Here is a 24535-nt window from a genome sequence, read left to right on the forward strand (position 1 = left end):
AAGCTTCAACTCCGCCGGCAGAAGCAAAAAGCGCTTCTTTGTCGGAGTCTCCAGTTTCTGCGTTTCTTGACAGTCGGCTATACTTTTCGATTTCGGTCCGCCCAATGAAGTCAAAGAACGACTTCATCGGGCGGCCCTCCAGCGCTTGTCGGGGCTGAACGAGGCGCTTGCGCTTTTTGTTCCTTTCTTTCCGCTGGCTATTAGCTGAATAACCAATAAGACAGGATGTGCCTAAATATGGATGACCATCGCCGGAAAATCATCATCAATGAGATTAAGTACTGGAAACAAAACAGGCTGTTGCCTGAGCACTATTGTGACTTCCTCTTGAACCTGTATACAGAGGGAAGCTTGGAAGATGACTCGACTTCAAGAAACAGGTCGAGCCTCACAAAGGGAATATTAAGTTTTATTCTGATTGGAATGTTATCGCTTTCAGTTTTTTTATTTTATTTTACTGAATTGTCGATCTTTTTGCAAACTGCCTTCATCATTTTTTTTGATCTTAGTGCCATTACAGCAGTCCTATACATGGTGAAAAAATCTTTTTTAGATTTAGTCCCATTACTTGCTTCTGTCCTTCTTTTATTGATCACCTCTGTTCAGGCAGCTGAAATAATATTTCCAGACCATCCCGTCATGATTTACATTACCGTTGCCCTGAACTGTATACTTTGGATTACAGCAGGGACGAAGTGGAAGATGGTGAGCTTCAAATTATCAGGAATCATCGGATTGATCGTGCTGTTAATTACTATATTTATATAATTTTTAACAATTTAAAAGTTTTTAAATGTTGAGAAAATTGTTTGTTCACCTTTATAATGAGAAATGTAAACGCATTCAAGGTTTTAAGGGGGATGGAAATGAATTTTGATTTAACATCAGAGCATGCAATGATTAAAAGGACGATCAGAGAGTTTGGGGAGGAAGAAGTTGCTCCAGGAGCGATTGAAAGAGATAAAACAAAACAATTCCCGACAGAAATATTCAAAAAGCTGGGAGAACTAGGGATGCTGGGCTTGCCGTTCCCAGAGGAATATGGCGGAGCAGGAGCTGATACGGTCAGTTTTGCGATTGTCACCGAGGAATTAAGTAAAGCATGCGCCTCAACTGGGATTACATACTCTGCCCACATATCTCTTGGAGGCGCTCCTATCAATCTATTTGGTACAGAGGAGCAGAAACAAAAATACCTGGCACCAATCTGTACAGGCGAGTCACTGGGTGCTTTCGGCCTGACGGAGCCAAATGCAGCTCGGATGCAGGAGGTACCCAGACGACGGCCAAAGAGGTTGATGGGGAATACATCATCAACGGCAGCAAGAATTTTATCACGAATGCAAGCTATGCCAAACATCTCGCAATGACAGCGATCACTGGTAATGTGGATGGAAAAAAGGAAATCAGTGCGATTATCGTGCCAACCGATGCGCCAGGATTCTCTGTCATTGATAATTATGAAAAGATGGGATTAAATGCATCGAATACTACTCAACTGGTGATGGAGGATGTCCATGTTCCGGTTGAAAACCTGCTTGGCAAGAAAGGGGAAGGCTTCAAGCAATTCCTTGTGACCCTGGACGGCGGCAGGATCGGCATTGGGGCGATGGCTGTCGGAGTGGCCCAGGCCGCATATGAAAAAGCACTGCAGTATGCCAAGGAAAGACAGCAGTTCGGCAGACCAATCTCGCAGTTCCAGGCAATCCAGTTCAAGCTTGCTGACATGGCGATGAAGATTGAACTAGCCCGCAATATGGTTTATAAGGCTGCCTGGCTGAAGGATCAAGGACGCGCATTCTCAAAGGAAGCTTCGATGTGCAAGCTTTATGCTTCAGAGATTGCGATGGAAGTGGCTGACCAGGCTGTCCAGATCCATGGCGGCTATGGCTATATGCGAGAGTACGAAGTAGAAAGATACATGAGGGATGCGAAGCTGCTGGAGATTGGTGAGGGAACATCAGAAGTCCAAAGAATGGTGATTGCCAGATTAATTGGTTGCTAAAAGGGTATCCTAAATATGCTTCGTAAAGAAAAAACTTCATCAAACGATGAAGTTTTTGTCTAAATTATGAACAAGTGTGACAAAGTTTGCTTTTTTACTTTCCCTGTAAACGTTTTTCAAGTAAAATAATATCTGTGTGAAATCATTATTTAAGATTTGATGTTGTACATAAAGGAGGGTATATGATGAATCGTAATCCAATTATCCCGTTCGTATTGATCATGGTAATGGGAATCGGCTTGATGTTCCTGCTTTCTTTCAAGGGTGTTGGGGATTCCAAGGATCTTGCAAAAGAAAAAAAAGGCGGCGGTGAAAAGACGGAAGAAACTGCTGAAGCCAACCCAGAGGATTTTTACCAGCAATCCTGCGCGATGTGCCACGGAAACCAGTATGAAGGCGTTTCAGGTCCTTCATTGAAAGGTGTAGGCAGCAAGTACTCACAGGAAGAAATTAAAGACATCCTGATCAATGGTAAAGGAGCAATGCCTCCTGGCCTGGCTGCTGGCAAGGAAGATCAAATGGCAGAATGGATCGTCAATGAATTGAAGTAATATTGAAAGGCTCTTTGCTGACGCAAAGGGCCTTTGCTATTTCCTTCTGATAATTGGACAATAGGCATGGTGTTTCATATACTTAAAAAAGCAAAATAAGATTTAGTAGGTGACTTGTATGAATGCTGAAAAACTCTCAGACCGGCTTGAAGCCGTTGCAAATAATATTCCTAAAGGTGCCAGTCTGGCCGATATTGGCTCTGACCATGCCTACCTTCCTTGTAATGTAGTAAAAAAGGGGGCTGTTCCAATGGCGGTCGCTGGCGAGGTCGCCGAGGGACCATTCCAATCTGCCCTTGAGCAGGTTCAGGAGGAAAATCTCACAGACAAGATTTCAGTCAGAAAAGGGGACGGTCTTGAAGTAATCCAACTTGGAGAGGTGGATTGCATAACAATCGCCGGTATGGGCGGTACACTGATTTCAACCATTCTGGAAAAAGGGAAATCAAAACTGGAAGGAGTCAGCAGGCTTGTCCTCCAGCCTAATGTTGGCAGCTTCGCGGTGCGCAGATGGTTGATTGACAATGGCTGGGAGCTGATTAAAGAAGAAATTCTTGAAGAGGATCGGAAAATTTACGAAATCCTTGTAGCCGAGAAGGGTGACCCAATGAATCCATATCAGCATGGCAATCTTGAAATTGGAATACTATTTGGGCCATTTTTGCTTAAAGAAAAGCCTGTTGTATTCAAAGAAAAGTGGAATGCTGAAGTGAGAAATTGGGAGCGTATCTTAAAGCAGCTTGATGAGGCTGTGCAGAATGATGATACAGCCAGCAAGAGACAAGAACTGAAAATCAAATTAAAGATGGCAGAGGAGGCGTTACAGTGAAAAAAGTGAATGGACATGAAGTGGTTCAGCTTTTTGAACAATTTTCGCCTAAGGCATTTGCGATGGAAGGCGATAAGGTTGGCCTGCAAATAGGTGCGTTGAACCAATCGGTTGAGAACGTACTGGTTGCTCTTGATGTAACAGAAGAAGTGGTGGAGGAGGCAATTGCCAGAATGTTCAATTAATCATTGCGCATCATCCGCCAATATTCAGGCCATTGAAGAAGATCGCGACTGACACTCCTGCTGGAAGAATGATTGCCAAGTTGATCAAGCATGACATCGCGGTTTATGCCGCGCACACGAACCTGGATGTTGCCAAAGGAGGTGTAAATGACCTGCTGGCTGCTGCACTCGGTCTAAAGAACTCTCAAGTGCTGGTGCCAACTTATGAGGACGAGTTGAAAAAGCTTGTCGTTTTCGTGCCTGAGGAAGATGCAGAGCGACTGCGAGATGCCTTAGGCCATTCAGGGGCCGGGGCGATTGGCAACTACAGCCATTGTTCGTTCTCTGGAGCCGGGGAGGGACGTTTCCTGCCGGGGGAAAATACGGATCCACACATCGGCGAACAAGGAAAGCTTGAAGCAGTCAGTGAAGTGCGTGTAGAAACTGTTTTTCCGCAGAGCATTGAAAAAAAGGTCATCCAGGCTATGATCAAGGCCCATCCTTATGAGGAGGTCGCCTATGATATATATCGACTTGACAATACCGGAGAACAACTTGGACTTGGAAGAATCGGGCATGTCGAAGAGACGACTTTGTCTGAATATGCCAAAATCGTAAAGGAAGCTTTGGGAGTTGATAAAGTTCGAGTTGTAGGGGACTTAAACGCTAAGGTGAAAAAAGTAGCTGTCCTTGGCGGTGATGGAAATAAGTATTACTCACAGGCGAAATTCCGCGGAGCAGATGTTTACATTACTGGGGATATCTACTATCACACAGCACACGACGCGCTGATGGCCGGATTGAATATGATTGATCCAGGACATAATGTCGAGAAGGTCATGAAAAAGGGAGTCGCCACGGTGATGGAAACACTATGTAAAGAAAAAGGGTACGATGTAAAGTTCATTCCATCTGAAATGGAGACAAATCCGTTCACCTTTATTTAAAAAGAGCATAAGTTTATTCAAAGAAAACAAGAAAGCAGCCTGAAATGAATTTCAGGCTGCTTTCATATTATACGTTTGCCTCGGTCTTCTTGACCTTTGGCAGGATTTTATGAAGAGGTACCTTTTTCTCTTTTACCCAGGTTGCTTCGTTTTCTTTATCAAACTGTTCGAGGAAGGTAATGACCTCTTTTGTGATTGGAGTCGGTGTCGATGCTCCTGAAGTCACTGCGACTGTGTCAGCATCTTTGATCCACTCGATATCGAGCTCGGTAATATCGGCAATTCGATATGCTTTTGTTCCGGCTATTTCTTCTGATACCTGTGCTAGACGATTTGAGTTATTGCTTTTAGGGTCGCCAACCACAATTAGCACGTCTGCTTCTTTAGCCTGCTCGGCGACCGCCTCCTGGCGAACTTGTGTAGCCATGCAAATTTCTCTATGAACTTCCGCGTGAGGGTGCTTTTCTTTTACGTTCTTCATGATGTCAGCAACGTCCCACTGGCTCATCGTTGTCTGGTTGGTTACGATTAATTTTTCAGCCTGAAGATTCAAAGCCTCTACATCCGCTGCCGTTTCAACTAGATGAACAATTCCTGGTGCGACACCTACTGCTCCCTCAGGTTCTGGATGCCCTTTTTTGCCGATGTAAATAACCTCAAAACCTTCTTTTTCTTTTTCCCTGATCAGGTTATGGGTGTTTGTCACGTCCGGACATGTTGCATCGATTGAGACAAGCCCCTTTTCCTTGGCAAGCTCCCTGACTTCGGGGGAAATGCCGTGTGCTGTAAAAATAACGGTTCCGCCTTCAACCTTTTCGAGGATTTCCTTGCGGTTGTTTCCATCCAATGTAATGATGCCTTCTTCTTCAAATGCATCAGTGACATGCTTATTATGGACAATCATCCCAAGTATATATATTGGACGCGGCAAGCTTTTATCCAATGCAGCATTGCGTGCAATGACCATGGCATCGACTACACCATAGCAATAACCGCGTGGTGAAATTTTAATTACATTCATTGAGTCATCCTCCTAAGAATACCTCTGATTCTTTCTTTTATTATATAAGACTTGCAGAAAGAATACAAAAGCGACTTTCCAGAAGGAATGAATTAACTGCTAGCCAATTTATATGAACAATTTAGGAGTAGAAGCTGCATTATTGCTTTGCTTTTTTATTGGCGTTTTTTGTGTTGGAGAACTGGAACAATTTTTTTTGGATTTTTTTGATTTCTTCTTTTTCTCGACTGTTTCATTCGTTTCTTGTTCAGCTTTTGGCTCATCAGCATCTGGGAGGTCCTTCAATTCTCTGTACAATTTCCACATTGAAGGCAAATTACGGACGAGAGGACCGTATTGCTGGATCATCGGCCCGAATTGCTGTGCGGTGTTAAGAACTTTTTGCGTGTTGGTGAGAAATCCATTCAGCGCAGTTGGATCAGTGAGTGTTTTCATAATTCCTCCGCCTGAGGCTCCACGTGCCGGCTCGTTTCCGCCTCCGGGTATTAAACCTGAAAAACCATTTCCCTGGCCTCTGCTGCCTTTCCCAAGAATCTTTGAAAGCAATCCTCCACCTTGTCTTGATTGCGGGTTTCTTCCCATCATTCGAGATATTTGTCCCTGCGGCAGCCTCGGTCCAGGACCAAATCGATTTGGATACATCTGCCGCTGACCCATGAAGGGACCTCCCATCATGCCAGGACCATAAAATCGGTTCTGCATCCCGCGTGAGTTCATACGGGGGCCTTGTAGCATCGTGACCCCTCCTTTCCCAATATTTCATCTCCTACTAGAATATGCATATAATCAGGATTGGTTTAAGAAAAAAGTATGTTTGCGAAACAGGTTTGTTTTTTTATAAGGAAAGGTTAAGATAGTACTGATTGGAGATTTTCTGCAATCTTTATTATAATTACAGGATGAACCTGAAGAGATCAGCTTACGGAACGAGCTGTAATCCCCGATTATGCAGGGAACAGGGCGAAAGAAGGAGATTTTCAATGAGTGAAACAAAATTTAATCATTATGAATTGAAACCGTTCATTATAGATGCGATCAATAAACTAGGTTTTTATGAGCCGACTGAAATCCAGGAACGTCTTATTCCCACAATCCTGAAGGGTGAGAGTGCCATTGGGCAATCCCAGACCGGTACAGGAAAGACACATGCCTATGTACTGCCAATTATGGATAAGCTTGATTCATCACGCAATGAGGTGCAGGCAGTAATCGCTGCACCGACACGTGAGCTTGCCAATCAGATTTACCATGAAGTTCTTAAAATTGCTGAACACGCTCCGCAGGGTGAGCAGATTACAGCTCGTTGCTATATTGGCGGGACGGACAAGCAAAGGACGATAGAGAAGCTTAAGACACAGCCGCAAATCGTCATCGGCACTCCAGGAAGGATTAACGATCTGGTCAAAGAAAACGCGCTATTTGTGCATACGGCGAATATGCTCGTGATCGATGAGGCGGATTTAATGCTTGATATGGGCTTTATCGAGGACATTGACCAGTTTGCGTCCCGTATGCCAGAAAAGCTTCAAATGCTTGTATTTCAGCGACAATCCCTGAAAAATTAAAACCATTCTTGAAAAAGTACATGGAAAACCCAAAATATGTACAAATCGATCCAAAACAGGCTACGGCAGAAAAAATAGAACATATCCTTTTACCGGCAAGGCACCGCGATAAAATCGGGCTTGTTCATTCGGCTCTTGTTGCATTCAACCCATATTTGGGAATTGTATTTGCTAACACGAAGAAGAAAGTTGACGAAATAGCCGATGGTTTAATCCAAAAAGGACTGAAGGTTGGCCGTATCCATGGAGACCTGAGTCCGCGCGAACGTAAGCGTGTCATGAAGCAGATCAAAGACCTTGAGTTCCAGTATCTTGTAGCTACTGACCTGGCTGCAAGAGGAATTGATATTCAGGGAATCAGCCATGTCATCAACTATGAGCTGCCGACGGATCTTGATTTTTATATCCACAGGGTAGGAAGGACGGCACGTGCCGGATTTTCAGGTATTGCCTTGACGGTTTATGAACAGAGTGATGAAGATGCACTGGTTCGCCTTGAAAAGATGGGCATCACTTTTAAAAACATTGATCTCAAAAAAGGTGAATTCACCCAAATCGAAGAGCGGAACAGACGCCAGAACAGAAAGAAAAAAGAAACTACTGGCGAGGCGAAGGCCAAGTCGCTCGTTTCCAAGCCTAAAAAGGTAAAACCAGGCTATAAAAAGAAGATGCAATATGAAATGGATAAAATCAAGAAACGTGAAAACCGTATACAAAAGAGAAATAAATAAAGGGATTTAGGAGAGATCAAGATGCTTATTGGCTCACATGTTTCCATGAGCGGCAAAAAAATGCTTCTTTCTGCCAGTGAAGAAGCCGTTTCTTATGGTGCAAATACTTTTATGATTTATACGGGGGCACCTCAGAACACAAGAAGAAAGAAAATTGAGGACCTGAATATTAAAGCAGGACGCATGCATATGGAGCAGAATGGAATCAATGAAATCGTCGTACACGCTCCTTATATCATCAATATAGGGAACACACAAAATCCTGACACCTTTGATTTAGGTGTAAGGTTTTTGAGGAGTGAAATCGACAGGACTGAAGCAATTGGTGCCAGGCAAATCGTGCTGCATCCGGGTGCGCATGTAGGAGCAGGGGCAGATAAAGGTATCGAAAAAATAATAGAAGGCCTCAATGAGGTCCTTTCTCGGGAAGATAAAGTCCAAATCGCTCTTGAGACGATGGCTGGAAAAGGATCGGAGTGCGGAAAATCCTTCGAAGAGCTTGCAAAGATCATTGATGGCGTAACCCATAACGACAAGCTTTCTATCTGCATCGATACTTGCCATACACATGATGCAGGATACCCAATCGTTGAAGATTTTGATGGTGTGCTGAATGAATTCGATAAAATCATCGGTCTTGACAGACTGAAGGTACTTCACATCAATGATAGTAAAAATGAGGTCGGGATGAGGAAAGACCGTCATGAGAATATTGGATTCGGACATATCGGCTTTAGTGCATTAAGCTACATTGTTCACCACCCGCAATTGACACATGTTCCAAAAATTCTCGAAACCCCATTTGTCGGTGAGGACAAGAACAATAAAAAAGCTCCTTACAAACATGAAATCGAAATGCTGAAAAGCAAACAATTCGAAGAGAACTTGCTTGATATCATCAGAAATAGCTAAATTAGTTCATAAAGCGAAGCTGTGGAAGAGTTCCACAGCTTTTTTGCGGGTAAAAATAGGTGACCGGTTATGAGTGACCCCTAGGTGGAAGGATAGTTATATGCAGCATGACGGACAGAAACTGCTGGATATGAGGGAAAAGTGTCCGTCATAGGGGCGATGGCGTACTGGAATTATCTGTAAAAAGAAAAAAGTGTCCGTCAAAGAGAATCATGACGGACACACCTCTTATTTAGTGAATTTAACGAACAGCTTATTAACTTCTTTTGCTGTTTCAGGGCTGGTGATTCTGGCGATTTGCTTGATCAGTGCTGTTCTCTCTGAATCAATGAAGATGTTCACTTTTTTACCGCGTAAGTATCCGGCAATTTTCTCTGCCTGTGCCTTTGAAATGGAAATATTAAATTGAGAGGCGTACTTCAGCAGTTCATCTGCCGTGATGTTGCCTATCTTATGGTTAATGATGTTTTCAAAAATAGCCAAAAGATCATCACTCCTTCATAGTAGGGTATGTGCCCAGTTCAGGATTCGTGACAATTTTCTTGGAATGTGAGTTCTTTTATTTACATTATCGTCAGTAAGAGATATACTACTAAAAGTAAATCGGAATGATTCTTATTTTTGCGGGTGATAAAAATGGACACGAATGATTACATCGTCCAGGTACAGGATCTTTATTATCGATATGATAAAGAAAATGTTCTTGAGAATATAAATCTGTCTATCCAGAAGGGGAGCTTTTTAGCGATTGTCGGCCCGAATGGTTCCGGCAAGTCAACATTGCTTAAGCTCATGCTTGGGCTAATCAAGCCGCAGCAAGGCTTTATCCGCCTGTTTGGACAAGATATTAACAAGTTTAAGGAACAGCATAAAATTGGCTTTGTGTCCCAAAAGGCCAACTCTTTCAATACAGGCTTCCCAGCCACCGTTTTTGAAGTAGTGGCCAGTGGACTGACGAAGAAGCTCGGACTCTTCAATTTTTTGAAGAAGACTGACCATGTAAAAATAAAGCAAGCGATTGAGTCAGTCGGGATGGGAAAGTTCCTCGACCGTAATATAGGGGAACTATCCGGCGGCCAGCAGCAGAGGGTCTTCATCGCGAGGGCGCTTGTCAGTGAGCCTGAATTGCTGATTTTGGATGAACCAACGGTAGGCGTAGACGTTCAAAACGTCAATTCTTTCTATGGGATGCTCGAAACACTCAATAAGGAGAAAGGGATCACTCTTCTATTGGTTACTCATGATATAGGTACGATTTCAGAAAAAGTGACAAATGTGGCCTGCTTGAACAAAAACATGCATTTCCATGGTAGTGCCGAGGAATTCGAACAACTGAAGATAAATGATGTGTCGGAGATTTATGGTCATGATGTCCATGTGTTGACACACGACCATCACCATCACGGAGGAGGGCACCTTCATGATTAGCGGACTGTTGCAATATGAATTTCTGCAGAATGCTTTTTTAACCGGTATGATTATCGGTGTGATTGCTCCGCTTCTGGGAGTTTTTATCGTAGTCAGAAGACTTTCACTTATAGCTGATGCCCTCAGTCATGTTACATTGGCGGGAATTGCCGCAAGCCTGCTGCTTGAGAAAAAGTTTATGATCTTCAGCGGCCTGAATCCGCTTTACATGGGAATGGCCTTCTCAGTTGGCGGCTCATTGTTCATTGAAAAGCTGCGTACTGTTTATAAACATTATCAGGAATTGGCGATTCCGATTATCCTTTCTGGTGGAATCGGCCTCGGGGTAATTTTCATTTCGCTCGCCGATGGCTTCAATACAGATTTGTTCAGTTATTTATTTGGCAGCGTCAGTGCGGTGAGCAGGGCTGACCTATGGACAATCCTGATCATCAGCATACTTGTTATAGCAGTTGTTGTATTGTTGTATAAAGAACTTTTCCTTTTATCTTTTGATGAAGAATATGCAAGGGCAACTGGTATTGCCGCAAAGACACTTCACTTTATTTTCATCATTATGGTGGCACTGGTCATTGCGGCATCGATGAGAATCGTTGGCATCCTGTTGGTCTCATCCCTGATGACCCTGCCAGTTGCAGCAAGCATCCGGTTTGCAAAAGGTTTCAAGCATACCATCTTCTTTTCCATCCTGTTCGGTGAGGTTTCAGTATTGGGTGGTTTGTTCCTGTCTTATTACCTTGACCTTGCTCCTGGCGGAACGATTGTGATGATTGCTGTACTTATCCTTGTGCTGGCCATTTGGCTGAAAAAACGAGCGGCTACGAGATCCATCTAAAGAGGTGATATCATGAATGTGAATGAAGCAATGGACCTGTTGAAGGAACGAGGGTATAAGCATACTGGAAAAAGGGAAGATATGCTCCAGTTTTTTTCCGATAATGATAAATATTTGACTGCCCGCGATGTACTGGAACAGATGAAGGGGAATCATCCTGGCTTGAGCTTCGATACCATCTACCGGAATTTGAGCGTGTTTGCTGATCTAGGTATTCTGGAAATGACAGAGTTATCAGGTGAAAAGCATTTCCGATTCACCTGCTCACATAAAGAGCACCATCATCATTTCATTTGCCTTGACTGTGGCAAAACGAAGGAAATTGAGACCTGTCCAATGAGGAATCTCGAAGCAAGCTTCAAAGGCTATGATATTTCTGGGCATAAATTCGAAATATACGGTCGCTGCCCTGACTGTGTTCAATAAGTTATTGATAAAAATAATACCGGTAAACACGAAAAAAACGGCCATGCATGTGGCCGTTTTAACTATTTTTAAACCAGTTTTCTACCCAATTATTTGCTTCCTGCCAGTTATTCACGCGGATCACTCCTTCAGGAATCGGTTCCTGATTGTAAGGAGTATTAAAAAGGATAACCGGAATCCTTAGCTCTTCATGCAGGTTGACGGCATTATCGTGTTTATCCTCGAAAAATATATCCACTTCGTATTTACGAGCAGCATCGATTTTATCATGTGAGCCAATCAGGTGAATGTCATGATATAGAATTTCGTTGGCAGAGAACCATTCTTTGGTCAGGTCTAGTAAATGTGTTCCTCTGGCACTGATGAAAAATAATTCATGCTCATTCTCCCATCTCTTTAAAACTTCCCTGGCTCCTTCTGCTAAAGGAGAGTTGGAATAAATTACTGGTTCCATTTTTTTGAACCAGGCGGCGAACTCCTTTTCAGATACAGATACAAGCGGCATAAAATCATATTGCTTGATATCATCCAGTGTAATATTCAAATTAAAACCTTCATTTAGATAAGGTACAAATGTTGTCGGACATGTGACTGTACCATCGATGTCTATGCCAAAACGTTTTTTCATCAATCTGCTCCTTAAACATTGATCTTTCTTTAATCTTACCAAATATGGAAGGCTCGCAAAAGATTTACTTTCTCAAGTTAGTCAAACATTGCCATGATGAAATCCTCACTACTCGTAAACAATATTAAATGCTCCACTTAAGAAAGCGAGGGATTAAAGTGGCAGACCAAGAGCGAAATCAGAGAGGTACCGAATATATTACTGAACCTAAGCAGGATGTCATTACAATCAGGGATGCGCGTGACGAAATATTTCAGGTAGAAACAGCAACTGAACTGTACTCTCCGGCACGCGATGAGCACTACCAGGAAATGACTGCAATCGCTGAACCTGAACGTGAGGTCCACTATCAGGAAATGACTGCAATCGCCCGACCTGGCCGTAATGAACAGTACCAGGAAGAAACAGCGGCCGAATTTGCAGCTCCTGCCCCACCTGCGATAACAAGAAGGTCAGAAGAAGAAAGTACAACTGGAGGACGAGGACTTGCTTTATCAGCTCTTGCCCTATCGATCTTGTCGCTGTTTATCTTACCTGTTCTTTTCGGAGCTGCCGGGATTGTCCTTGGCTTCATGGCTCGCAGAAGAGGGTCCGCTATCGGAAGCTGGGCAATTGGGATAGGGACAATCTCAATTCTGGTCGGCATCTTTATATTGCCGTTCTTCTAATGGCACTAAAAATGAATGCCAATAAAATGCCCGGGAATTATTTCCCGGGCATTTTTGCTGTTTATTTCTGAAGGGCAGCTTCGCGAATCTTTTCTTCAGCAATTTTATCGATTTCTTTCTTAAGTTCTTCCACCATTGTCTCCTCTGGCACTTTGCGGACAATCTCACCTTTTCTGAAAAGAAGACCTTCTCCTCTCGCACCTGCAATGCCGATATCAGCTTCACGTGCTTCACCAGGGCCGTTAACAGCGCATCCAAGCACAGCTACCTTGATCGGTGCCTTTATCTTTGAGATGTACTCTTCCACCTCATTGGCGATGCTGATTAAATCGATTTCGATTCTTCCGCATGTTGGACAAGAGATTAATGTCGCAGCATTTGCTGCAAGACCAAACGATTTTAACAGTTCTCTTGCGACCTTAACTTCCTCTACTGGGTCTGCACTTAATGATACCCTGACAGTGTTGCCGATTCCTTTGCTGAGAATCGCTCCCAGGCCAGCGGCACTTTTGACAGTACCCGCAAATAAAGTCCCTGATTCCGTGATTCCAAGATGAAGCGGATAATCAAAAGCCTTTGCAGCTTTTTCATATGCCTCAATCGCAAGGTTTACATCAGAAGCCTTCATTGAAACAATGATATTATGAAAATCTAGGTCCTCGAGGATTTTGATGTGATGCAGGGCGCTCTCTACCATTCCATCCGCTGTAGGATAGCCATATTTTTCAAGGATCCGTCTCTCAAGAGAACCCGCGTTCACCCCGATTCTGATAGGAATCCCGCGATCTTTTGCAGCTTTTACAACAGCCTCTACCTTTTCACGTTTTCCGATATTTCCTGGATTGATCCTGATTTTGTCCGCTCCGCCCTCAATTGCCTTAAGTGCTAGGCGGTAATCAAAATGGATATCAACAACAAGTGGTATATTTATTCTTTTCTTGATTTCAGAAATGGCATTTGCCGCTCTTTCATCCGGACAAGCAACACGGACAACCTGGCAGCCAGCTTCTTCAAGGCGCTTGATTTCAGCAACAGTCGCTTCGACATCATGCGTCTTGGTTGTCGTCATACTCTGGATGACAACTTCATTGTTGCCTCCAATGGTTAAATTCCCAACCTTTATCGGGCGGGTTTGGGTACGATGTATAATTTCACTCAACAGTGATTCGCTCCTTTGAAAAATGGAATTCATGAATATGTTCCTAAAGTTGTATAACCCCATTTTATCAATCTTTTGCTCAAATTGACAAGGAAAGACTTCAATTGTTAGCCTTTGCTAATTTTGGCTGCTGTAGTCCGGGAATTTATAGATGTTTCCGTATTTGATTTTTTGCGGATCTGTCCCATCATTCAACTTTTTAAAGTCTTCCACTGCTTGTGAGATAGGAACGTCCAATGGTTTGTTCATATAACTGTCAATTACTGACAACACAGTATCGCCAGGCAGTACTTCGTGTTCAAAAAAAGGAATTTCTTGTGCTTTTTTTGTTTCCGTCTTTTCCATCTCTGCCATTTCCGCTTTTGATCTTTCAGGTTCCTGCATTTTCGCTGCTGGAAGTGTTCCTATGCTCAAATCATTGTAGACTGCGTAAGCTACCATCAAGAAAACCAATAATCCTGCCAGTTTTTTCATAGGACCTTCCTCCTTAAATGCTTATATCATTATTTATGCAGGAGAAATAGAGTTAAGAACTTAAATGATAGGAAATAATGAAAGTTTTTATATAGCAAGTAATAGTATCGGATCTGCTTCGAGGGAATGGTTTTTTAAAAGAGGATACATATTGGAGCAGAAGGGAGAAAACTTTCTATAAATGAAAGTAAGAAATAAGCCAGAGGCGCATTTCTTAACTTTCAGTAGAGATCTTTGATGGAATTTCTTTAATCGCTAATAGTAGCATCATTGAGGCAACAAACGAATTGACGGAGAAACTGTATGGCACAGTTGTTTGTAAAGATGCCATAATTGCGAAAAATATGGTAGGGAGAGTTGAACTGTACGCTGCCATTCTCCATAAATGTCGATATTGAAGCTTTCTCCCAGCGAGATTTTTTAATAGAAGACCAAAGAGGGCTAATAGAGAGACCTCGATGAATTTCATACCGCTGGAAAAAACATAGATGACAATAAAAAGGATTCCCAGCAAAACAGGGAGCGAGGATTCAGCAGTATTGATGAGAGAAATAATATCATCCTTCGTCATAGATTCACTTGTGAAAAGGGTGTAAGGCACGGCATTGGTTTCGCCGCCGGCAGCCAGCACAATCTCCTTTTGAAGCATTGCAACGTTTGCGTCCATGCCAGTCAGTTCACTTTCATCGATAGCACCGGTAGGGTCAAAAATTAATGTGAAACTTCCATTTTTAATTGTTATCGGTGCTTTTATGTCTGACTGCAATACTCCCTCTCCAATAGTAAAGGAAGGTAAATCTGTTTTGATGGATTGTTTGACCGAGCCGACAGCTCCGGAAATCCCAACAAACATATAATAGACTACAGGCAAAATGGATATTAGGGTCAGCATGAAGACAAATAATATAGTTTTGCCTATCCCGTGGAATCGCGTGTCAGCAATAAACTTTGGAGAATATATGCTTTTTGCTATTTGTGTGGAAATATTCATGAATACACGTCCTTTAATAGAATTACACTCACCTATTTTAGCTTTTCTCACAGTTGAATAACAACCTTTTCACCTCCTCTTTGTAACATTCTTGTAACATAACAGCCGAATGTTAAGCTAATGTAAATTCGAAATATAAATAGTTTACTTTTCGTTAATATTTCCTTCATAATAATCTGTGTTTGTAGATGTTTGTCGAAATAAATCATCTTGGGGTTGAAAAAATGGAATTGAATTTACAAGAAATGCTGTTTGAGTTCTTTGGGGGACTTGGTATCTTCTTATACGGCATTAAACTCATGGGTGATGGTTTGCAAAAGTCAGCAGGTGATCGACTGCGCGACATTCTTGACCGCTTTACCACTAATCCGCTGATGGGTGTTCTGGCAGGTATTTTTGTGACGGTGCTATTACAAACGAGCACGGGAACCACTGTTATTACAATTGGTTTGGTTAGTGCAGGTTTTATGACACTTAGACAAGCAATCGGGGTCATAATGGGTGCCAATATTGGTACAACCGTGACTGCGTTTATCATTGGTATTGATATTGGGGAGTATGCCTTGCCATTTATCGCCATAGGTTCTTTGATGTTATTCTTCTTTAAAAGTAAAAAAGTTCATAACTACGGTCAAATTTTCTTTGGTTTTGGAGCATTATTCTTTGGACTTGAGTTAATGAGTGCAGGTATGAAACCATTACGAGGTTTTGAAGCGTTCCATGAACTGACAGTCGAGATGAGTGCAAATCCAATCCTTGGAGTATTGATTGGCACCATCTTTACAGTGATTGTACAGAGTTCGAGTGCGACAATCGGTATTTTGCAAAGTCTACACGCTGAAGCCATGGTATCCCTAGATGGAGCATTACCGGTTCTTTTTGGGGATAATATCGGAACAACAATTACTGCATTATTAGCATCAATTGGTGCTTCTGTTGCCGCAAAGAGAGCGGCCGCTACCCATGTTTTATTCAATTTGATAGGAACAACTATATTTGTAATCCTCTTGGGACCATTCACCAAGTTGATCGAGTTGCTAAGAGATAATCTAGATTTGAATCCTGAAATGACCATTGCATTTGCTCATGGTATATTTAACACTACTAATACAATCATTCAGCTTCCTTTCATAGCAATATTAGCGCTGATTGTTGTCAAACTGATTCCGGGTGAAGATTCAATAGTAGAGTACAAAGCTCAGCACCTGGATCCAGTGTTTATTGAGCAATCACCTTCTATTGCGCTTGGTCAGGCGAAGGAAGAAGTACTTCGTATGGGTAAGTTTGCGTTAAAGGGAATGGAAGAAACGCATGAGTTTTTAAAGACAAAGAATACAAAGCATTCCTCGAATGCATACCAGCTGGAGGAAGCAATCAATAATCTTGATCGTAAGATTACTGACTATCTGGTAGACCTGGCAACAAGCTCTCTATCAGGACACGAATCAGAAGAGCACAGCATGCTGATTGATACAGTCCGAGACATTGAAAGAATCGGGGACCACTTCGAAAATATTGTAGAATTAATCGAGTATCAGCAGGCAAATAAAGTGAAGATGACTAATACGGCTATGGAAGATCTGGAAATAATGTTTAACCTAACAGTAAGTACAGTAGAACAGGCGCTTCAGGCATTAGATCAGAAGAATCTTGATTCTGCAAGAGCGGTAGTCACAAAAGAAGATGAAATTGACAGGATGGAACGAACGCTTAGAAAGCAGCATATCCTTCGCATGAATGAAGGACAGTGTACTGGACAGGCTGGAATCGTCTTCGTTGACATCATCAGCAACCTGGAGCGAATAGGCGACCATGCAGTGAACATCGCTGAGTACGTTTTGGGAGAGCAAAAATAGTGGTAAAATAAGCAAAGGGAAACCTTTGCTTATTTTAATTTTATGAATAAAAAGGATGGATTGAATGGAAGTTGTATATTGGATTCTTATTGGAGTGTTATTCGTTGGAGCTTTTGCAAGTTTGGTCGTCCCAATTTTACCTGGTGTACTTTTAATGTTAGGCGGTTTTATCCTTTACGGCTTATTTTTTTCATTCGAGCCATTTAACTGGTTATTTTGGACCGTGCAGGGACTATTCGTTGCATTACTGTTTGGAGCAGATTATATTGCCAACATAATAGGTGTGAAGAAATATGGCGGGAGCAAGGCAGGGATGTGGGGAAGTACAATCGGTTTGTTGATTGGGCCTTTTGTAATTCCAATCATCGGTATCCTGATTGGGCCATTTTTAGGTGCGGCACTTGCTGAATTGCTGGTTAATAAAAAGAAATTAAATGATGCGATTAAAGTTGGCTTCGGTTCTGTGGTCGGTTTTGTCAGCAGTGTGGTGACTAAAGGAATCATCATGACCATCATGTTGGTGTATTTCTTCATTTTAGTATAAAAATCGTGCTGCGGCCGCACGATTTTTTGAATTCTTCAGGATATTTAGTAATAAGGTTGCATTTAGGAGTTAATCGTTCCCTTATGGAGCAGTATCACCCACATAAGGGTAGATTTAATCATCTATAGTATTATTTTTTAATTTAATCCGCAAATTTCGAATGAACAATTCTGGCAATCGACTTCTCTTTTTAGATAAGCCAGGTTCTTTACCGTGAACTTAAGCTGATCATAAGCGATGATGTCTTTTTCGCGCAGTTCCTTGAGCATCCTTTGGATCACTTCACGTGTGCCATATGTCAGATTCGCCAATTCCTGGTGGGTGAGGGGCAGATCGATCAGGATGCCTTCATCTGTCATGACCCCATAACTATTGCACAACCTGATTAAAATGGAGTACAAGCCGCCTTTTTTGCCATTCATGATGAGGTCCTGACATTTCATCTGCGCTTTTAAGTATCTGGTACTGAGCCAGTTTACCATCGCGTTCATTGCGGTTTTATCGTTCATGATGAATTCCTCGAACTGCTCTCTTTTAATCATGAGAATTTCACAATCTGTAAGAGTCTTAGCTGAAAAGTGATAACGCGGATTATGCTTGAACAGTTCATAATCAATAATCATTTCTTCGCCATTCAAGATTTTCAGGATGAACTCCTTTCCTTTCATATGAACACGGCCAACAGATACACTTCCACTCAGGATGACATAAACATTCTGAACATTTTCATCTTCCTGGAATAGCATCGTATCCGGCTTGATTTTTTGAATTGTTTCCCGATCAATGAAGTTTTGTATAATTAAGCTATATAATGATATATTTTTGTCCATCAAGGTCGTCTCCTTATCAAGCCTTTCTATACTTTTGATTTAAATGAATTATTGTTACTGTGTCAATGGTTCATTGGAAATAAATGGAACGATTGTATTGTAGATGCGACATATATCGTTGACAGGACTGCATTTGGGGAATATTGACGATTTTCTGAAACTTTCTTGAGTGGCTACTTCGTTGTTTTATCAACCCTGACCACCACCTGGATTTTCGAGCCCTTTTTCATTGATGATACACTCAATGAAAATAAAGTGTATATAACGTCGAAGAATAGGGAATTTTAAACACGTTATATGAAAGCATTTTATTTGAAACGATTACGGTTCTTTGGTAATCTAAACAAGAAGCACTTTTAGAACAATTCTAATAACAGAATTATGTAAAAGGTTTTGTTCAAGGAGTGAAACACGATACATAGGAGGATGATAAAAATGGCATTTAAATTACCACAATTACCTTATGCATATGATGCACTTGAGCCACACATCGACAAAGAAACAATGAATATCCACCACACTAAGCACCACAACACTTACGTAACAAATCTTAACAATGCTTTAGAAGGAAACGAAGAGCTTCTTTCCAAAACTGTTGAGGAAGTAGTTTCTAACCTTGATGCAGTTCCAGAAGCAGCACGCACAGCAGTTCGCAACAATGGCGGCGGACATGCTAACCACTCTTTATTCTGGCAAGTCATTTCTCCAAATGGCGGTGGTGAGCCTACTGGAGAGCTTGCAGAAGCAATCAATTCTAAATTTGGCGGCTTTGAAGGATTTAAGGAAGAGTTCTCTAAGGCAGCAACTACTCGTTTCGGCTCAGGCTGGGCTTGGCTTGTTGTTAACAATGGTGAGCTTGAAGTTACTAGCACTCCAAACCAGGACTCTCCATTAATGGAAGGCAAGACTCCAATTCTTGGACTTGATGTTTGGGAGCATGCATACTACCTGAACTACCAAAACAGAAGACCGGAATACATTGGTGCATTCTGGAACGTTGTTAACTGGGAAGAAGTCAGCAAGCGCTACACTTCTGCAAAATAATAATTGAATGATAATATGAGAGGCTGCGATTGATTGTAGTCTCTCTTTTTAGTTTAGTCCGAACTATCCATAAAAGACCCTGGGGAAAAACTGAATAACCCCCTTTACTTTGTTAGAAACTACCCTAGAGAAAAGGGGAGTCGATCATGAGCAAAGTAAACAAATTATTAGGAGACATCGAATTGACCAAGGATTTATCTCTCCTATTGATTATTGGGGGATTGTACTCATTGAGCATTGCCCTTTCGAATACCTTTGTTAACATTTATTTATGGAAGCAATCTGGAGAACTTGCCGATCTGGCAATGTATAATTTATCGATAGTTATTGCACAGCCACTTACATTCATCCTCGCGGGGAGATGGGCAAAAAAGATTGACAGGGTCATTGTCCTTCGGATCGGGGTAATCTTTCTGGCGTTGTTTTATGTAACAGTTTTGCTTGTAGGCACTAAAGCTTCAGATTTCTTACTGTTATTAGGTGTGCTTCTAGGAATCGGCTATGGTTTTTACTGGCTTGCCTACAATGTACTCACTTTTGAAATCACTGAACCGGAAACACGTGATTTCTTTAATGGCTTTCTGGGCATCCTTGGATCGGTCGGTGGAATGATTGGACCGGTAGCTGCAGGATTCATAATTTCCAGGCTTGAGAAATTAACCGGATATACGGTGGTATTTGGACTATCATTGGGACTGTTTTCAATTGCTGTATTGTTGAGTTTTTTCCTGAAACGAAGGCCAGCCCATGGGAAGTATTGGTTTCGTCGGATAATTACTGAAAGGAAGCATGATAAAAATTGGCGAATGATTACGAATGCTCATTTTTTTCAAGGTTTGAGGGAGGGAGTATTTGTTTTCATTGTTTCGGTTTTTGTATTTATTGCTACTGACAGTGAAATGGCGCTGGGGACCTATGGCTTGATCAATTCAGGAATTTCATTTCTTGCCTACTATTTTGTCTCAAGAATGCTGAAAAAGGAATATAGGAAGAAAGCGATTCTGGTTGGCGGAGTTCTTCTTTTTATAGCGATTTTCCTAATTGTATTCCAAGTCAGCTATTTCCGTCTGTTATTATATGCGGCTCTGATTGCAGTCGCTTATCCATTGCTTCTCGTTCCGTATGCCTCAATGACCTATGACGTGATTGGACGGGGATGGAAAGCTGCTGAAATGAGAATCGAATATATCGTTGTCCGCGAATTATTTTTGAACCTTGGCCGTATTGCTTCGATTTTATTATTCCTGGTTTCAATCCATATGTTCAATGAAGAACGGACGATACCCATCCTGCTTGTCATTCTTGGGAGCGGACATACATTGATTTACTTTTTTATCAGGAAAATTCATCTCAAAGCCCTAGCATGACCGGGATGATTCCCCGGTCTTTCTATAATCCAATATAATTGGAAAATATTTCCGACGTAGTTTATTGATAGAAAAAAACGGCCACTTTCGATAAAATAAAATATAGTGCATAATCATGGACATCAGACTGAAGAGGTGGGAGAGGCTTGAATAAGAAGAAAAAGAAGAAGACGCATGTGCCATTCAGGCTGAATATATTGTTTTTTGCAGTTTTTGTTTTGTTTTCAGTGCTGATTTTAAGACTTGGCATTGTTCAAATTGTTTACGGTGAGGATTTTAAAAGGGAAATAGAACGAACTGAAGACGTTACCGTGAACAATCCTGTTCCGAGAGGGAAAATGTACGACCGGAACATGAAAACGATTGTCGATAATACGCCAAGTAGGGCTATAACATATACAAAGAGCCAGAGCACTAAGACAAAAGAGATGCTCATGGTTGCAGAACGACTCGCAAAGTTGATATCAAAGGATTCGGAAGAGGATTTAAAGAAAGTCAGGGAACGGGACAAAAAAGATTATTGGATCTTAACAAATGAAGAACTTGCCAGGGGAAAAATCAAAGAAAAAGAATGGGCACAGTATGATGAAAAAAAGCTGGATGATAAAGCCCTTTATAATCTCCAGCTTGATCGCATTACTGAAACTGAGCTCAATGAATTAACAAAAGAGGATCTTGAAACACTCGCTATTTTACGGGAGATGATGAGCGGATACGCATTATCGCCTCAAATCGTGAAAAAAGAGGTAACACCGGAGGAGTTCGCTATTGTCAGTGAGAACCTCGAAATGCTGCCAGGTGTCGACACAACGACCGACTGGGAGCGAAAATATTCTTATGACAAAATGCTTAGGTCGATTCTAGGAAAAGTAAGTGATTCTGAAAAGGGACTTCCGAAAGAAAAGCTTGAGTATTATCTTGCTCGCGGATACAGCCGGAACGACAGGGTTGGCTTAAGTTACATTGAACAGCAATACGAAGATGTCCTTCACGGCCAGAAGGCAAAGGTGAAAAACATTACCGACAAGGGCGGAAACGTACTGGACACAAAGGTGATAACTGATGGACAGCGTGGCAAGGACCTTGTTCTGACAATCGATATGGATTTGCAGCTTGCTGTTGAGAAGATTATCGAAGAGGAATTGGCAAAGGCGAAGCAGCAGCCAAGAACAGGGCTGCTGGACAGGGCATTTGTTGTGTTGATGGACCCTAACACAGGAGAAGTGTTGTCGCTAGCCGGTAAGCAGATCGTTAACGATGAAGAAACGGGAAAAACAGTCATGCAGGATTTTGCGAGCGGGAACTTTACAACTTCCTATAATGTCGGGTCTTCTGTTAAAGGAGCGACAATTTTAACCGGATTCAACACCAGAGCGATCAGTCCTGATACTCAGTTTTACGATACACCGATTAAGATAAAAGGCACGAATCCGAAAAAATCCTGGAAAGCAGGATTAGGTACTCTTGATGACCGCAATGCATTGAAGGTGTCATCTAATGTATATATGTTCAGGACTGCGATAAATATCGGTAAAGGGAACTACAAGTATGATCAGCCATTGTACCTTGAGCCACAAGCTTTTGATACGATGAGAAATTATTTCAGTCAATTTGGCCTTGGCACAAGGACAGGCATCGACTTGCCAAATGAAATGGTCGGTTTCAAGGGAACAGAAAAAAGGCCTGGACTTTTGCTTGACTTTGCAATTGGCCAGTATGATACGTACACGACACTTCAATTGGCACAATATGTTTCAACAATCGCAAATGGCGGCAATAGACTACAGCCAAGGATTGTCAAAGAGATTAGAGAGCCGGTCATGAAAAATAATGAGGTTGGTCCGGTGCTGAATGAATTGGAACCTGTCATCCTGAATAAGGTTGATGGCAAACCTGAATGGTTTGACAGAGTCCAGGAAGGTTTCAGAAGGGTTATGCAGGAGAGAGGCGGTACGGCCTATGGAGCATTTTATACTGCCGATTATAAACCTGCTGGCAAAACGGGTACAGCGCAAGCTTTTTATGATGGCCCGAAAAGAAAGAATTATGATAAGCCTCCTGAAGTGATGAATTTGAGCCTGGTTGCTTATGCTCCCCATGAAAACCCAGAAATTGCGATGGCTGTCATGGTTCCCTGCATATGAGGGCAATCAGGGACACCATGCAAATAATGACATCGGGCGGAGGGTCCTTGATACGTATTTTGAACTTAAAAAGAAGCGTCTTGAGGGAAATATGAATCCCGAACAGCCGATTCAGGAAATTGAAGAGAAAGAAGAAGGAACTGAGCTTCTTGAAGAAATCGAAGATGATAATGAGGAATAAAACATGAAAACTGTCTCTTTTGGGTCAGTTTTTTTTTTTAGCCGCTGGGTATACTAACCTCAACCGGACAAAACTAATCTATACCTGCTTTTCGACAAAATTACACATAATCCACTCAAATTTACAAAACCTTTACATTAAGTTAAAACCGAGTTAAAAGAAAAGCTTTATTCTTAGCTTGTAGGACAAAACAACCACATCTCGTAGGGGGAATAAAGAAATGAAAAGCATTAAGCGATTAGCATTAACATCTATGGTTGGAGCAGTACTTGTATTGACTGCTGCATGTGGAAACGGTGCACAAAATGGTGCTTCTGGAGATGGAAACCAATTACAAGGCGAAGTCAAAATTGACGGTTCATCTACAGTCTATCCAATTATGGAAGCTGTAGTAGAAGAGTACGGAATGACTCAACCAGAAGTGAAAGTTTCTGTTGGATCTTCTGGAACAGGTGGCGGGTTCAAAACTTTCATCGCTGGTGAAACACATATTTCAAGTGCTTCTCGCCCTATCAAAGATGAAGAAAAAGCTAAGCTAGAAGAAAAGGGAATTGAGTTCACAGAATTTAAATTGGCGAACGATGGACTTTCAGTGGTTGTCAACAAAGAGAATGACTGGGTTGATTATCTGACTGTTGAAGAATTGGCTAAAGTCTGGAAAGAAGATGGGACTGTTAAGAAATGGTCAGATATTCGTGAAGGCTGGCCAGAAGAAGAAATTAAATTCTATTCACCAGGTACAGACTCAGGAACTTTCGATTACTTTAATGAAATAATCCTTGAAGAAGAGCCAATTGTTAAAAATGCGACTCTTTCTGAAGATGATAACACTCTTGTATCAGGGGTGACTGGTGATAAGTATGCACTCGGTTACTTCGGCTATGCATATTTCGCTGAGAATAAAGAAAAATTAAAAGTTGTTCCTATCGATGGTGGAAATGGTCCGGTCGAACCCACTAACGAAACTGTAGAATCAAATGAATACGCACCTTTATCACGTCCATTGTTTATATATGTGATCAACCAAGCAGTGAAAGAGAAACCAGAAGTATATGATCTTGTCAAGTTTACCCTTGAAAATGGCGCTGAACTTTCGGAAGAAGTTGGTTATGTAAAACTTAAAGATGAAGATTATGAGGAAGGTCTTGATACACTCGAAGGCCTTAAGTAATAAATATTTGCCAGGTGGGAAGCGGGGTCCAGTTCGCTTCTCATCTTGTCATGTGGATGAGAGG

Annotated in this window: 21 protein-coding genes and 4 pseudogenes; 17 read left to right on the forward strand and 8 right to left on the reverse strand. The window is 41.8% G+C overall.

Annotation, left to right across the window (positions count from 1 at the left end):
• The first annotated feature begins 237 nt into the window (after positions 1-237).
• From JCM21738_RS11060 to JCM21738_RS11080, 5 genes and pseudogenes are all read left to right on the forward strand, one after another.
• Complete coding sequence (locus JCM21738_RS11060; RefSeq protein ID WP_023627279.1) at positions 238-768, forward strand: hypothetical protein; 531 nt, start codon at positions 238-240, stop codon at positions 766-768.
• A gap of 98 nt (positions 769-866) precedes the next feature.
• Positions 867-2005, forward strand: a pseudogene (locus tag JCM21738_RS11065) (acyl-CoA dehydrogenase family protein).
• A 185-nt stretch (positions 2006-2190) separates the two neighbouring features.
• Positions 2191-2556, forward strand: coding sequence for a cytochrome c550 (cccA, locus tag JCM21738_RS11070; protein ID WP_023627281.1), 366 nt, complete (start codon positions 2191-2193; stop codon positions 2554-2556).
• 118 nt (positions 2557-2674) lie between these two features.
• Positions 2675-3385, forward strand: a complete 711-nt coding sequence (locus JCM21738_RS11075; RefSeq protein WP_023627282.1) for a tRNA (adenine(22)-N(1))-methyltransferase — start codon at positions 2675-2677, stop codon at positions 3383-3385.
• Positions 3382-4496: pseudogene (locus JCM21738_RS11080) on the forward strand (Nif3-like dinuclear metal center hexameric protein). The gene JCM21738_RS11075 and the pseudogene JCM21738_RS11080 overlap by 4 nt, the downstream one beginning before the upstream one ends.
• Positions 4497-4563: 67 nt before the next feature.
• Here the strand turns inward: JCM21738_RS11080 and JCM21738_RS11085 are convergent.
• Entirely contained in the window at positions 4564-5517 is a 954-nt protein-coding gene (locus JCM21738_RS11085) for a 4-hydroxy-3-methylbut-2-enyl diphosphate reductase (RefSeq protein WP_023627284.1), read from the reverse strand.
• A gap of 108 nt (positions 5518-5625) precedes the next feature.
• Positions 5626-6252 carry a VrrA/YqfQ family protein gene (gene vrrA, locus JCM21738_RS11090; protein ID WP_023627285.1) on the reverse strand — a complete coding sequence of 209 codons (627 nt, stop codon included), beginning with the start codon at positions 6250-6252 and terminating at the stop codon, positions 5626-5628.
• Positions 6253-6497: 245 nt separating this feature from the next.
• Between vrrA and JCM21738_RS11095 the strand changes: the two are divergent.
• Positions 6498-7813: pseudogene (locus JCM21738_RS11095) on the forward strand (DEAD/DEAH box helicase).
• A 21-nt stretch (positions 7814-7834) separates the two neighbouring features.
• A complete protein-coding gene (locus JCM21738_RS11100; RefSeq protein WP_023627287.1) occupies positions 7835-8725 on the forward strand; it encodes a deoxyribonuclease IV in 891 nt (296 codons plus the stop codon).
• 228 nt (positions 8726-8953) lie between these two features.
• On the opposite strand, the gene JCM21738_RS11105 is transcribed toward JCM21738_RS11100, so the two are convergent.
• On the reverse strand, positions 8954-9208 hold the full coding sequence (locus tag JCM21738_RS11105) for a DUF2624 domain-containing protein (RefSeq protein WP_023627288.1): 255 nt from the start codon (positions 9206-9208) through the stop codon (positions 8954-8956).
• Positions 9209-9361: 153 nt separating this feature from the next.
• Between JCM21738_RS11105 and JCM21738_RS11110 the strand changes: the two genes are divergently transcribed.
• The 3 genes from JCM21738_RS11110 to JCM21738_RS11120 are packed head-to-tail and all read left to right on the forward strand — an operon-like array spanning position 9362 to position 11414.
• Positions 9362-10153, forward strand: a complete 792-nt coding sequence (locus JCM21738_RS11110; RefSeq protein ID WP_023627289.1) for a metal ABC transporter ATP-binding protein — start codon at positions 9362-9364, stop codon at positions 10151-10153.
• Positions 10146-10988 carry a metal ABC transporter permease gene (locus JCM21738_RS11115; protein ID WP_023627290.1) on the forward strand — a complete coding sequence of 281 codons (843 nt, stop codon included), beginning with the start codon at positions 10146-10148 and terminating at the stop codon, positions 10986-10988. The genes JCM21738_RS11110 and JCM21738_RS11115 overlap by 8 nt, the downstream gene beginning before the upstream one ends.
• Before the next feature lie 12 nt (positions 10989-11000).
• The gene (locus tag JCM21738_RS11120) at positions 11001-11414 is read left to right on the forward strand and encodes a Fur family transcriptional regulator (RefSeq protein WP_023627291.1); all 414 of its coding nucleotides are present in this window, start codon (positions 11001-11003) and stop codon (positions 11412-11414) included.
• Positions 11415-11472: 58 nt separating this feature from the next.
• Here JCM21738_RS11120 and JCM21738_RS11125 read toward each other — a convergent pair whose 3' ends face one another.
• Positions 11473-12042, reverse strand: coding sequence for a 5' nucleotidase, NT5C type (locus JCM21738_RS11125; RefSeq protein WP_023627292.1), 570 nt, complete (start codon positions 12040-12042; stop codon positions 11473-11475).
• A gap of 158 nt (positions 12043-12200) precedes the next feature.
• Here JCM21738_RS11125 and JCM21738_RS25760 point away from each other — a divergent pair, with 158 nt between their 5' ends.
• Positions 12201-12710, forward strand: coding sequence for a DUF4190 domain-containing protein (locus tag JCM21738_RS25760; protein WP_023627293.1), 510 nt, complete (start codon positions 12201-12203; stop codon positions 12708-12710).
• A 61-nt stretch (positions 12711-12771) separates the two neighbouring features.
• Here JCM21738_RS25760 and ispG read toward each other — a convergent pair whose 3' ends face one another.
• The 3 genes from ispG to JCM21738_RS11145 all read right to left on the reverse strand — a co-directional run bounded on the left by ispG (position 12772) and on the right by JCM21738_RS11145 (position 15334).
• A complete protein-coding gene (gene ispG / locus JCM21738_RS11135) occupies positions 12772-13902 on the reverse strand; it encodes a flavodoxin-dependent (E)-4-hydroxy-3-methylbut-2-enyl-diphosphate synthase (RefSeq protein ID WP_031308375.1) in 1131 nt (376 codons plus the stop codon).
• Positions 13903-13986: 84 nt separating this feature from the next.
• Positions 13987-14343 carry a protein YqfZ gene (gene yqfZ / locus JCM21738_RS11140; protein WP_023627295.1) on the reverse strand — a complete coding sequence of 119 codons (357 nt, stop codon included), beginning with the start codon at positions 14341-14343 and terminating at the stop codon, positions 13987-13989.
• A gap of 214 nt (positions 14344-14557) precedes the next feature.
• Positions 14558-15334 (reverse strand): DUF1189 domain-containing protein, encoded by a 777-nt coding sequence (locus tag JCM21738_RS11145; protein ID WP_023627296.1) that lies wholly within the window; start codon positions 15332-15334, stop codon positions 14558-14560.
• A gap of 224 nt (positions 15335-15558) precedes the next feature.
• On the opposite strand from JCM21738_RS11145, the gene JCM21738_RS11150 reads away from it, so the two are divergent.
• On the forward strand, positions 15559-17190 hold the full coding sequence (locus tag JCM21738_RS11150) for a Na/Pi cotransporter family protein (protein WP_023627297.1): 1632 nt from the start codon (positions 15559-15561) through the stop codon (positions 17188-17190).
• A gap of 64 nt (positions 17191-17254) precedes the next feature.
• Entirely contained in the window at positions 17255-17734 is a 480-nt protein-coding gene (locus JCM21738_RS11155) for a DUF456 domain-containing protein (RefSeq protein WP_023627298.1), read from the forward strand.
• Positions 17735-17871: 137 nt separating this feature from the next.
• Here JCM21738_RS11155 and JCM21738_RS11160 read toward each other — a convergent pair whose 3' ends face one another.
• Positions 17872-18564, reverse strand: coding sequence for a Crp/Fnr family transcriptional regulator (locus JCM21738_RS11160; RefSeq protein ID WP_023627299.1), 693 nt, complete (start codon positions 18562-18564; stop codon positions 17872-17874).
• A 435-nt stretch (positions 18565-18999) separates the two neighbouring features.
• Here JCM21738_RS11160 and JCM21738_RS11165 point away from each other — a divergent pair, with 435 nt between their 5' ends.
• The 4 genes and pseudogenes from JCM21738_RS11165 (at position 19000) to JCM21738_RS11180 (ending at position 24471) form a co-directional block, all read left to right on the forward strand.
• Positions 19000-19608, forward strand: coding sequence for a superoxide dismutase (locus tag JCM21738_RS11165; protein WP_023627300.1), 609 nt, complete (start codon positions 19000-19002; stop codon positions 19606-19608).
• Positions 19609-19754: 146 nt separating this feature from the next.
• Complete coding sequence (locus tag JCM21738_RS11170) at positions 19755-20975, forward strand: MFS transporter (RefSeq protein ID WP_023627301.1); 1221 nt, start codon at positions 19755-19757, stop codon at positions 20973-20975.
• Positions 20976-21121: 146 nt separating this feature from the next.
• Positions 21122-23300 (forward strand): annotated as a pseudogene (locus tag JCM21738_RS11175) (peptidoglycan D,D-transpeptidase FtsI family protein).
• Between the two features lie 220 nt (positions 23301-23520).
• On the forward strand, positions 23521-24471 hold the full coding sequence (locus tag JCM21738_RS11180) for a PstS family phosphate ABC transporter substrate-binding protein (protein ID WP_023627303.1): 951 nt from the start codon (positions 23521-23523) through the stop codon (positions 24469-24471).
• Positions 24472-24535: the final 64 nt, after the last annotated feature.

This window comes from Mesobacillus boroniphilus JCM 21738, assembly GCF_000517385.1.
Taxonomy (GTDB): Bacteria; Bacillota; Bacilli; order Bacillales; family Cytobacillaceae; genus Mesobacillus; species Mesobacillus boroniphilus.